Consider the following 11,440-nt stretch of genomic DNA (forward strand, 5'->3'; position numbering starts at 1 on the left):
TAGGACAGGAGCCAGACGGCATGGGCAGCACAACAATGGGCGTGAAACTCGATGAGGCGACACGCGATCGTATTAAAACGGCAGCACAACGAATTGATCGCACACCGCACTGGCTGATTAAGCAGGCCATATTTAACTATCTGGAACGCCTGGAAAATGGCGCTGATATGCCAGAAATTCCAGCGTTGGCAACGGCTTCCCCTGCTGAAAAGGACGACATTATGCCGCAATCGGTGGAAACAGCCCACCAACCATTCCTTGATTTTGCAGAACATATACTGCCGCAGTCTGTCACCCGTGCCGCCATCACCGCCGCCTATCGCCGCCCGGAAACCGAAGCCATCCCAATGTTGCTGGAACAGGCGCGTTTGCCGGCCGATCTGGCCGATGCGACCCACAAACTGGCCTACGGTATTGCCGAGAAGCTGCGCAACCAGAAAAGTGCCAATGGCCGCGCCGGCATGGTGCAAGGTCTGTTGCAGGAATTCTCTCTTTCTTCTCAGGAAGGGGTGGCGCTAATGTGTCTGGCGGAAGCGCTACTGCGTATTCCGGATAAACCGACTCGTGATGCGCTGATCCGCGATAAAATTAGCAACGGTAACTGGCATTCCCATTTGGGCCGCAGCCCGTCACTGTTTGTTAACGCGGCAACCTGGGGTTTGCTGTTCACCGGCCGTCTGGTCTCCACTCATAATGAAGCTAAACTCTCCAGCTCTCTGAACCGTATTATCGGTAAAGGCGGCGAACCATTGATCCGCAAAGGCGTGGATATGGCGATGCGCCTGATGGGCGAGCAATTTGTCACCGGTGAAACCATCGCCGAAGCGCTGGCCAACGCCCGCAAGTTGGAAGATAAAGGTTTCCGTTATTCTTACGATATGTTGGGTGAAGCGGCGCTGACCGAAGCCGATGCGCAGGCTTATCTGATTTCCTATCAGCAGGCAATTCACGCTATCGGCAAAGCCTCTAATGGCCGTGGGATTTATGAAGGGCCGGGTATTTCCATCAAACTTTCTGCCCTGCACCCGCGCTATAGTCGCGCTCAATACGAGCGGGTGATGGATGAGTTATACCCTCGCCTACTGTCCCTGACATTACAGGCTCGTCAGTATGATATTGGTATCAATATCGACGCCGAAGAGGCGGATCGTCTGGAGATCTCCCTCGATCTGCTGGAAAAACTGTGTTTCGAGCCGCAGTTAGCCGGTTGGAACGGTATCGGTTTTGTCATTCAGGCTTATCAAAAACGCTGTCCATTCACCATTGATGCAGTGATTGATATGGCGCAGCGTAGCCGTCGCCGCCTGATGATTCGTTTGGTGAAAGGCGCTTACTGGGATAGCGAAATTAAGCGCGCACAGGTGGAGGGTCTGGAAGGCTATCCGGTGTATACCCGCAAGGTTTATACCGATGTATCTTATCTCGCCTGCGCCCGTAAACTGCTGGCTGTACCAAACCTGATTTATCCTCAGTTCGCCACTCATAACGCACATACTTTGTCCGCAATCTATCATTTGGCGGGCAATAACTATTATCCGGGTCAATATGAATTCCAATGCCTGCACGGCATGGGCGAGCCGCTGTACGAACAAGTGGTAGGAAAAGTGGCCGATGGTAAGCTCAATCGCCCGTGCCGCATTTATGCACCGGTAGGCACCCACGAAACGCTGCTGGCTTATCTGGTGCGTCGTCTGCTGGAAAACGGAGCTAATACCTCGTTTGTAAACCGTATTGCCGATGCAACGCTGCCATTAGATGAGCTAGTCGCCGATCCGGTTGCCGCTGTAGAGGCGCTGGCCGCCGCTGAAGGTCAGCTAGGATTGCCTCATCCACGTATTCCATTACCTCGGGATTTGTACGGAAGTGAGCGCGCCAACTCCAGCGGTTTGGATCTGGCCAATGAACATCGCCTGGCCTCACTATCCAGCGCACTATTAACCAGCGCCACTCAGGCCTGGCTTGCAGAACCTATTATTGATGCCGAACGAGATCAGGGCGGCGTAGAACAACCGGTCATCAACCCGGCAGAACCGAGTGATGTGGTGGGTTATGTCCGTGAAGCCACTACTGATGAAGTCAGCCGCGCATTGGATGCTGCCGCAGCCGCTGGCCCAATCTGGTTTGCCACGCCGCCGACTGAACGCGCCGCCATTTTGGTACGCGCCGCCGAGTTGATGGAGGCTCAAATGCAAAACCTGATGGGCATTCTGGTGCGCGAAGCCGGTAAAACCTTCAGCAACGCCATCGCAGAAGTACGCGAAGCGGTAGATTTCCTGCATTATTACGCCGGAATGGTTCGGGATGATTTTTCGAATGACAGTCATCGCCCACTTGGTCCGGTGGTTTGTATCAGTCCGTGGAACTTCCCTCTGGCCATTTTCACCGGACAGGTTGCCGCAGCCCTGGCCGCAGGTAACAGCGTGCTGGCAAAACCGGCGGAGCAAACTCCGTTGGTCGCTGCTCAGGCGGTGCGTATTCTACTGGAAGCCGGTATTCCGCAGGGTGTATTGCAGCTGTTGCCGGGTCGGGGTGACAGCGTTGGTGCCTTGCTGGTCAATGATGCGCGAGTGCGCGGCGTGATGTTCACCGGCTCCACTGAAGTTGCCAGCATTCTGCAACGTAGCATTGCCGGTCGCCTCGATCCTCAGGGTCGTCCAACGCCGTTAATTGCAGAAACCGGCGGTTTGAACGCGATGATCGTAGATTCTTCCGCCCTGACCGAACAGGTGGTTACCGACGTGGTTGCTTCCGCCTTCGACAGCGCGGGCCAACGCTGCTCTGCCCTGCGTATTCTGTGTATTCAGGAGGACGTGGCTGAGCACACGCTGCAAATGCTGCGTGGCGCTATGGCGGAATGTCGTATGGGTAATCCTGAGCGTCTGTCTACGGACATCGGCCCGGTTATCGATGCAGAGGCCAAAGCCGGTATTGAGCGCCATATTCAGGCGATGCGTGCCAAAGGTCGCAAAGTCTATCAGGCCGCGCAGGCGGATACTCAGGATGAGAAAGAGTGGCAGCGCGGCACCTTTATCAAACCGACGCTGATCGAATTGGAAAGCTTTGACGAGTTGCAAAAGGAAGTCTTTGGCCCGGTACTGCACGTAGTGCGTTTCCAGCGCCAGAATCTCACCGCGTTGGTGGATCAAATCAACGCTTCCGGTTATGGCTTAACGCTGGGTATTCATACCCGAATTGATGAAACCATTGCTCGCGTCACCGATCGCGCTAAAGTCGGCAACCTTTACGTCAACCGTAATATGGTCGGTGCGGTCGTTGGGGTGCAACCATTTGGCGGAGAAGGACTATCCGGCACGGGGCCGAAAGCTGGCGGGCCGCTGTATCTGTATCGTCTGCTGTGTAGTCGTCCGGAAGACGCGGTAACGTCGACCTTGGCGCGTCAGGACAGTGAGCATCCACAGGACGTCACCGCACGTGAATCCCTGCTGACCGCTCATCGCGCACTGATTAGCTGGGCTAATGAACAGAAGCGAAACGATCTCGTTAGCCTGGCTGAACGCTACAGTGACCTGGCTCAGGGCGGAACTATTCGCCTGCTACCGGGGCCAACCGGTGAGCGCAATACCTATGCGCTGCTGCCGCGTGAGCGGGTGCTGTGTCTAGCGGATAATGAGCAAGATGCTTTGATTCAGCTGGCGGCAGTGCTGTCGGTTGGCAGCCAGGTACTATGGCCGGACAGCGGTATTCAGAAGGAATTATTCCGTCGCTTGCCTGCTGCCGTCCAGAGTCGAATGGCCTTGACGCCGGATTGGCAAAGTGAGAAAGCGGTATTTGACGCAGTGATTTATCACGGTGATGCCGATCAACTACGTACCCTGTGCGAGCAAGTGGCGCAGCGGGACGGCGCGATTGTGTCAGTACAGGGCTTCGCGCGCGGTGAAACCAATATTCTGCTGGAGCGTCTGTTAGTGGAGCATTCCCTCAGTGTGAATACCGCCGCGGCCGGTGGCAACGCCAGTTTGATGACTATCGGCTGATAGTTTGATGGTTGGTTTATGTATAAACGGAAAGGCTCTTAGGAGCCTTTTTATTTTTTAGGTTCGGCATCTAAAGCTAGTTTGAGATCGCATCCGGTTTCGATTGATATTATCTTGGTGAATATCTCACCTCCACAGCCTTAACAATCCGCGCCTCCGCACGTATCGCCTGCCCGCTGCGTGGGTTCCCTCACTCATCGTCTCAGCCGCTCAAATGTGCTCTGAAAAATCAAACTCAATGTCAAAAGCCCTATCAAAAACGAAAGGCAAATTGTGATTCGTAAGAACACTGGTTTTGCACTCAACAGGCGCAATCAGGAAGTGGGCCGAGCAGGGATGAGGCCAAGAGTGAACAGCCGTCAGCTGTTGAAAGCGCGCCTTGAGCCGCAGGGCCAGGATGGCATGGCATCCTGATAACGCCCGCAGGCGAATCTAGCGCTGGCTCGCCGGACGAAGCGCGCCCGAGGGAGGTTCGCAGAACCCCACTTTCGCGCCAAGCCCGGGTGCAGGGTTGGGCGACTGCCAACCCGGCTCGGAAGCCTCCACGGTAAGTGAGGAGACAGTGAACTGCTGGGCTTTCGAAACCAGCCCCCAAACATTATCTATTATTCAGAAACTTATCTAAAAACTGCTTGGTACGCTCATGCTGCGGATTTGCAAACAACGCCTTCGCTACCCCCTGCTCGACGATCTGCCCGTGATCCATAAAGATCGCCCTGTCAGCCACATCGCGAGCAAAACTCATTTCGTGAGTCACGATCACCATAGTGCGTCGTTCTTCCGCTAAAGCTCGAATGGTGTTTAATACCTCGCCCACCAGCTCTGGATCCAACGCCGAAGTCGGCTCATCGAATAAAATCACTTCAGGCTGCATCGCCAAAGCCCTTGCTATCGCCACTCGCTGCTGCTGCCCACCCGAAAGACGGCGCGGATAGGCATTCTCCTTGCCGCTCAACCCGACTTTTGCCAGCAACTCGCGCGCCCTTTTCTCTGCGGATTCGCGCTTTTCCCCTTTCACAATCACCGGCCCTTCAATGATATTTTCCAACACGGAACGATGAGGGAATAAATTGAAGTTCTGGAACACAAACCCCACCTGCTGACGCAGCGCTCGTACCTGTTTTTGCTGCTTACTAATAGGTTTAGAACCGTCAATCTGAATATCACCAACGCGAATAGTGCCAGAGTCAGGAATTTCCAACAGATTAATGCTACGCAACAAGGTCGTTTTACCTGAGCCACTCGGCCCAATAATCGCCACCACTTCGCCAGTATTTACCTGTAGATCGATGCCACGTAGTACCTGTTGACCGTTAAATTGCTTGGTCAATTTCTTCACTTCAATGGTACTCATCGTTACTCCTGATCCTGACGATTAACATGTGCTTCTAGTCGATTCTGTAACGCCGACAACAACGTAGCCATCATCCAGTAAATCAACGACGCGGCCAGATACATGGTAAAGACTTCCAATGTACGCGAAGTCACTAACTGTGCCTGACGGAACAGCTCCGGCACCTGAATCGTTGCCGCTAGGGAAGTATCTTTTACCAGCCCGATAAAGCTGTTGCCCAACGGCGGGAGCGCCGTACGCCCGGCCTGCGGCAGAATCACCCGATATAGGGTCTGCCAGCGCGTCATACCGATACTGGCCGCGGCTTCCCACTGCCCTTTCTCAATAGAAGAAATAGCAGCCCTTAGCGTTTCCGAGGTATAAGCGGCGGTATTTAGAGATAAACCGAGCAATGCAGCCGGCATTGGGTCCAGTTCAATGTTGAATTGCGGTAAACCGTAATAAATCATAAACAACTGGGCGATCAACGGCGTGCCACGAAATATTGAAACGTAGAAACGGGAAAACAGTGAAAAAGGTAAAAAATGGGACAAACGCATCATAGCCAGCATAAAGCCCAGCGCTAATCCCAGAAACATTCCCCCCAGACTAAGCTGGAGGGTTAACCAGGCACCTTTCAGTAAAAATGGTGCTGAATCCAGCACCAGTTGAATACTTTCTTGCATTATTTAGTTACGTCCGCACCAAAATATTTCTCTGAAATTTTCGCCAAAGTGCCATCTTTTTGCATTTCAGCAATTGCTTGATTGATCGCCGCCAATAGCTCCGGATTATTTTTCCGCAGCGCTACGCCAGACTCCTGACGAGCAAAAGCCGGACCCGCAACAACCAAGGTATCACCGGTTTTCTTCACCAGATCCAGCGCGGCTAAACGGTCAACCAGAATGGCATCGGTACGACCAATACGCAGATCCTGATATTTAGTTGGGTCATCATCATAAGTACGAATATCGACGCCTTTCAGATTGGCTCGCAACCATTGTTCATAGTTACTGCCCAAACCGACACCGACCTTCTTACCCTGCAAATCTTCCGGCTTGTTGAATTTGCCTTCGTTGCCCTTTTTAACCAGAACCTGAATACCGGAAATTGTATAAGGCGTTGAGAAATCGTATTTTTTCTTACGATCTTCGGAAATAGTTACCTGGTTGATAGCGACATCAATCCGTTTAGATTCCAGCGATGCAAGCATACCGTCCCATTTGGTAGGCTGTATTTTGGCCTTCACCCCCATGTGTTCCGCCAATGCATTAGCGAAATCCACTTCGAAACCGGTCAGCTTGCCGTCTTCACCCTGGAAGCTAAACGGCGGATAAGTTCCTTCCAGCCCGACAATGAGAGTTCCACGTTGCTTAACCTGATCCAACAGATCGCCTGCCGCATAGGATTTGACGTTCAAGCCCGTTGCCAGTGCCACCGCCATCATGCCCAGAACCACTCGACGACGTACAATTGAAAAGCCCATAGATACCCCGATTGTCATGTTTATCGTTTTGATATCGCTACGTTATCAGTCTTAGGAATCAAATAAAGGAATATAACCTGATAACTATAGTTGAAAATGGAATAAATAATATCGATCCTCATATATGAGGATGATAGGCAAACAACGCCGGCGCGCCACCGGTATGGATAAATAATATTGGCCCGTTATCACAAAAGCGCTGTTGTGCCAGCCCGTCGATCAGCCCAGCCATGGCTTTACCGGTATAAACCGGGTCCAGTAACACCCCTTCCTGCTGCGCCAATAACTGCACAGCCGCCGTGCCTTCATCATTAGGGATACCGTACTGCGGGCCAAAGTATTCATCCCACAGATTGATATCCGCAACACTAGAAATACCGAGGGAAAGAGCCAGGTCTCGCTGAATTTGCGCCACTTTTGGCCGCTGCTCTTCGGCTTTGCGTGAAACGGTCACACCAATCAACTCCACTTCCGGCAATAACTGTTGTAAACCCACCGCCAGACCGGCATGAGTTCCTGCACTACCGGATGCCACTACGACTGAACTGAAATTAACTTTGCCCTGCGACTGCGCGGCTATCTCCAGCGAGCACTGAATGTAACCCAAGGCTCCCAAGGCATTAGAGCCACCCACCGGCACCACATAAGGACGAAATCCCTGCGCCTCCAATCGAGTCGCCAGCTCAGCCAACTGCGCATTGGGGTCGACCAAAGCGTCACACATCACCACTTCCGCATTAAATAGGTCCAATAGTAGGCGGTTACCATTGCTCAGATAGTTTTCTGCTTGCGTTCCCATCGGATTTTCCAGCAGTGCCACGCAATGTAAGCCTAGCTTGGCTGCAACGGCGGCAGTTTGCCGAACGTGGTTAGATTGAATGGCCCCCGCTGTGACCAGCGTATCCGCGCCCTGCTGTAAGGCTTCTGCAGCCAAAAACTCCAGTTTGCGCAGTTTATTCCCCCCCAGAGCAACCGGCGTGACATCGTCTCGTTTGATGTAAATTTCACGACCCAAATAATCAGACAAGCGGGAAAGTTTTTCTAATGGCGTGGTATGCCCAACCAGATCCAGACGCGGAAATTGCGCCAGTTTTTGTTGAAGAGTCACAGATCCTCCAAAAGGAATGAAATAGAACGATTCTATAGATTTATCAGATGTCAGATGATTAATCACTGACTTTTAGTGAAGGCTAAATCGATTATTAGAGTATATAAACGCAAAACGCCCGACGAGGCAATATTCCACCGTCGGGCGTCAATCAATAGCTGAATAAAATTTAGTAATTTTTTTGCCAGGCCAAATATTGATCGTATTTTCGCAATGCAATGCGATAATTATTATGTGCCGCATTTGGCAGATCATCGATAATTCGCTGATGCATGGTCTCACTGGCAAATTTCTCTGCCGGATAATTACTGGCTACCAGCATTTCATCTAAACGACGCAGACGCACCACATATTCCCTAACGGTACTGTGACTCATCTCAGTTTGTTCAAATAAATATTGTTTGAATGCCATAATGTCAAAATAGCCCGGCGAGCTATTACAATATATTTCACTGCAAAAACGGCACAGCGCCGTCAGCTCATTTTGTAAATTAACCCAGACCTGATCGTCAATCGGTTGATCCATTCCGGCAATGGCTTCTTTATTAATAATTTGCCCGCGGAAAACCAACGCCATACGTTCCAATTGTTTATTACAGTGCGAGCAGTGGGTTTGGGTGTGTTTATAATCTTTTAGATAGCGGCTCAGCGGCCTTTTCTTTAAGGTAAGTCCAGACATAAGAAGACCTGCATAAATTAGGCTAAAGCAAAAAATAAAATTGAGCGAATGTGAATTAAGAGTCGTTATTCAGGCGGGCACGTAAGCGTTTAATCGCCTGGCTATGAAGCTGGCTGACGCGGGATTCCCCCACCTCTAGCACTGCGCCGATTTCCTTCAGGTTCAGCTCTTCCTGGTAATACAGCGTCAGCACCATTTTCTCGCGCTCAGGCAATGCCTCGATCGCTTCAATGACGCGCTGACGGAGATTCCCTTCCAACAGGTGCTGCAACGGATTGGCATCATCATGCCCTTCCAATACGGGTTCAACGCTTTCGCCATGCTCTTCCCGCCACTCATCGTAGGAGAACAGCTGGCTATTATTGGTATCCAATAAGATTTGGCGGTATTCATCCAGATTGATATCCAGAATCTGGGCAACCTCTTGTTCCGTCGCCGGTCGCCCGACTTTTTGTTCAACCTGACGCATAGCCTGTGCCACTTCGCGCGCATTGCGGCGTACGCTGCGCGGTGCCCAATCGCGGCTACGCAGCTCATCCAGCATTGCACCGCGAATACGTTGCACGGCATAGGTGGTAAAGGCGGTTCCCTGTAGCGCATCGTAGCGTTCGACGGCGTTAAGCAGCCCAATGCCACCAGCTTGCAGCAGGTCATCCAGTTCTACACTGGCAGGCAGGCGAACCTGCAAACGCAGTGCCTCGTGGCGAACCAGAGGAACGTAGCGTTGCCAGAGGGAATTTTTATCCATCACGCCTTCGGCGGTATATAGATCGCTCACTATGACAGGCACCTACGGGTAAGAGAGTCGTACCATTATCCTGTCAGGTCACGCAGACAATCGCCGGAATAGACATAGAAAAGGGCGGCTATTTGCCTTATGCGCTTTTTTAGTTCGGGAGTGACAAAACATTTCTGCATAAAATAGTTGGCACAGGCCAATTTAAACCTGCGCCACAGCACGTTTGACTACACCAGCAGTTGCAAAAGAGATAAATCGTCGTTCACTTTGACTTGGTCGATTTCATGGATAAAATCGGCGGTGGCCTTGGCGCTATGCTGGCGGAAAGTGTGATAGGAGTAGAAAATATCGATGACATGTTCTTCGGTCAGATCGCCAATTTTAATCAAATGAGCGCTGATCAACGACTTGATAAAGAAATAATCGACCACCAGGAGATACAGGCTTTTTAGCAGCGGTTGATCGCCTTTCATTGCAAACTGGTCGTGGTGTAAACGGTATAGGAAATAGTTACGCAGCAGATAAGGACGCTGTTTTAGGAAAGGCATCGCCTGCTCATTCCATATGTTACCCAACTGTTTCATCCGTTCTTCCAACTGCTCATTATCAAAATCGATCACCAAATGGTTGATTAAATGTCCCAAATAAGCAAATAACGTTTCGCGGCCGCGCGCGTGAGGTGCGTCAGTAGTAAACTTCTGCAACCGCATTAATAACTGCCACTGAAGTCCCTGATTAAATGGAATGTTACTAAGATATCCTGCAATATCTCCATTCTGTAATTTATTCACCAAATCACCAAAGGCAGCTTCCATTGCGGGTAACTTGCTTTCTACATCACCACTTAATTTTTGGTAATACAGCAAGAATGATGTGATGGCGTAAATATTTTCTTCAATACGGCTTTGCTCCGGCATAATTAAATTAGCGCAGAACAGATTAACCAACTGATTTTCCATATTCAGATCAGAAGCTTTAAAATTTCCCGTTTGAGTAATAGTCGTCGCTTGCATATTTAATGCATTAGGATTCAGCAATACCTGGCGCGCTGCTTCCGGACAGGAAATGGTTAACGTATTTAATTTTTGCTTCTTATATATGTGCTCCATACGCGGATAGGTGGCACAAGTAACGCTTAATGCCCTCCCTCCCAGACGTTTATGCACATTACACAGACGTTCTTCATCTAAATAAGGGCAGTTTTGTTCTTCATTCAATTTTATTGAAGCCCAGTTTGCCTGACTTTTCTTACTAACAATAATATTGGTTACAGCGATACGTCTGATATCCGCATTCTGGCTTTTCGCATATTTTCGATAAGTCTCTTTATCGAGGGTAATACTCCAGCGTTTACAGCAATGGTCGCGGCAGGCGGAGCCTACACAGCTAAAGTTAGCCACATAATCTGGCTGAATGACCTGAAGTTCTTTCACTTAATACCCCTTCCCGTTGCTGGAATGCTTGCATGTATCATAGGCTAATACCCTTCTGGGGATGCTACCCTATGACAAAAGGCGGCTAAGAGCCGCCTTTGTATGATTAACCCTGACCAAATTAACGCAGCAGAGACAATACGGTCTGCGGAACCTGGTTAGCCTGTGCCAATACGGAAGTCCCCGCCTGCTGCAGGATCTGCGCACGGCTCATGTTGGACACTTCGGTAGAGTAATCGGCATCCTGAATACGGCTACGCGCGGAAGTCAGGTTGTTTACGGTGTTGTTCAGGTTGGTGATGGTTGACTCAAAACGGTTCTGAGATGCACCCAAAGTACTGCGCTGAGTATCAACCGCTTTCAGGGCTTTATCGATAGCAGCCAAAGGACCACCGGCATCTGCGGTACCGGCGGCGCCACCGGTCACGGTGCCTTTCAGTACGTCGAAGCCTTTGGCAGCAACGGTACGCACGTTACCGTTAACCGCTTCGCCTGCGTCAGTCGCTTCTTTCATTTTGGCATCAAGAGTCGCTTTAGCTGTAGCGGTGTCAGGCAGTTTAGTGGCATCGGCATCAGAGATTTTTTTCTTCGCGTCGTAATCAGTTTGTGCTGTATCAACCGCAGCTTTCTTAGTAAATGCGTAAGTATTGACAGTATCGCTAGAAAT

9 protein-coding genes are annotated in these 11,440 nt (G+C 50.8%); 1 reads left to right on the forward strand and 8 read right to left on the reverse strand.

Annotated features, from left to right (window positions below):
- Nucleotides 1-20: 20 nt before the first annotated feature.
- Nucleotides 21-3,995: a trifunctional transcriptional regulator/proline dehydrogenase/L-glutamate gamma-semialdehyde dehydrogenase gene (gene putA / locus ACQ4OC_RS14895; RefSeq protein WP_064517689.1), complete on the forward strand. Its 3,975-nt coding sequence runs from the start codon at nucleotides 21-23 to the stop codon at nucleotides 3,993-3,995.
- Nucleotides 3,996-4,593: 598 nt separating this feature from the next.
- On the opposite strand, the gene tcyN is transcribed toward putA, so the two are convergent.
- From tcyN to ACQ4OC_RS14935, 8 genes are all read right to left on the reverse strand, one after another.
- Entirely contained in the window at nucleotides 4,594-5,349 is a 756-nt protein-coding gene (tcyN, locus tag ACQ4OC_RS14900; RefSeq protein WP_064517685.1) for an L-cystine ABC transporter ATP-binding protein TcyN, read from the reverse strand.
- Between the two features lie 2 nt (nucleotides 5,350-5,351).
- Nucleotides 5,352-6,014, reverse strand: coding sequence for a cystine ABC transporter permease (tcyL, locus tag ACQ4OC_RS14905; RefSeq protein WP_064517683.1), 663 nt, complete (start codon nucleotides 6,012-6,014; stop codon nucleotides 5,352-5,354).
- A complete protein-coding gene (gene tcyJ, locus ACQ4OC_RS14910; protein ID WP_064517681.1) occupies nucleotides 6,014-6,814 on the reverse strand; it encodes a cystine ABC transporter substrate-binding protein in 801 nt (266 codons plus the stop codon). The genes tcyL and tcyJ overlap by 1 nt, the downstream gene beginning before the upstream one ends.
- A gap of 118 nt (nucleotides 6,815-6,932) precedes the next feature.
- Nucleotides 6,933-7,922 (reverse strand): D-cysteine desulfhydrase, encoded by a 990-nt coding sequence (locus tag ACQ4OC_RS14915; protein WP_064517679.1) that lies wholly within the window; start codon nucleotides 7,920-7,922, stop codon nucleotides 6,933-6,935.
- Nucleotides 7,923-8,091: 169 nt separating this feature from the next.
- Complete coding sequence (gene fliZ, locus ACQ4OC_RS14920; protein WP_049597538.1) at nucleotides 8,092-8,601, reverse strand: flagella biosynthesis regulatory protein FliZ; 510 nt, start codon at nucleotides 8,599-8,601, stop codon at nucleotides 8,092-8,094.
- A 55-nt stretch (nucleotides 8,602-8,656) separates the two neighbouring features.
- Nucleotides 8,657-9,379, reverse strand: coding sequence for an RNA polymerase sigma factor FliA (locus ACQ4OC_RS14925; RefSeq protein WP_049597537.1), 723 nt, complete (start codon nucleotides 9,377-9,379; stop codon nucleotides 8,657-8,659).
- 188 nt (nucleotides 9,380-9,567) lie between these two features.
- A complete protein-coding gene (gene fliB, locus ACQ4OC_RS14930) occupies nucleotides 9,568-10,773 on the reverse strand; it encodes a flagellin lysine-N-methylase (RefSeq protein WP_064517677.1) in 1,206 nt (401 codons plus the stop codon).
- 121 nt (nucleotides 10,774-10,894) lie between these two features.
- Nucleotides 10,895-11,440 (reverse strand): flagellin (locus tag ACQ4OC_RS14935; protein ID WP_430971307.1); only part of this gene is annotated, 546 nt, incomplete at its 5' end.

The organism is Yersinia sp. J1 (assembly GCF_050586585.1).
Classification (GTDB): domain Bacteria; phylum Pseudomonadota; class Gammaproteobacteria; order Enterobacterales; family Enterobacteriaceae; genus Yersinia; species Yersinia entomophaga.

Bases quoted from the DNA above. Each gene is read 5' to 3' on its own strand.
- fliZ (WP_049597538.1), bottom strand. From the start codon at position 8,601: ATGTCTGGACTTACCTTAAAGAAAAGGCCGCTGAGCCGCTATCTAAAA.
- tcyL (WP_064517683.1), bottom strand. From the start codon at position 6,014: ATGCAAGAAAGTATTCAACTGGTGCTGGATTCAGCACCATTTTTACTG.
- tcyN (WP_064517685.1), bottom strand. From the start codon at position 5,349: ATGAGTACCATTGAAGTGAAGAAATTGACCAAGCAATTTAACGGTCAA.
- putA (WP_064517689.1), top strand. From the start codon at position 21: ATGGGCAGCACAACAATGGGCGTGAAACTCGATGAGGCGACACGCGAT.
- tcyJ (WP_064517681.1), bottom strand. From the start codon at position 6,814: ATGGGCTTTTCAATTGTACGTCGTCGAGTGGTTCTGGGCATGATGGCG.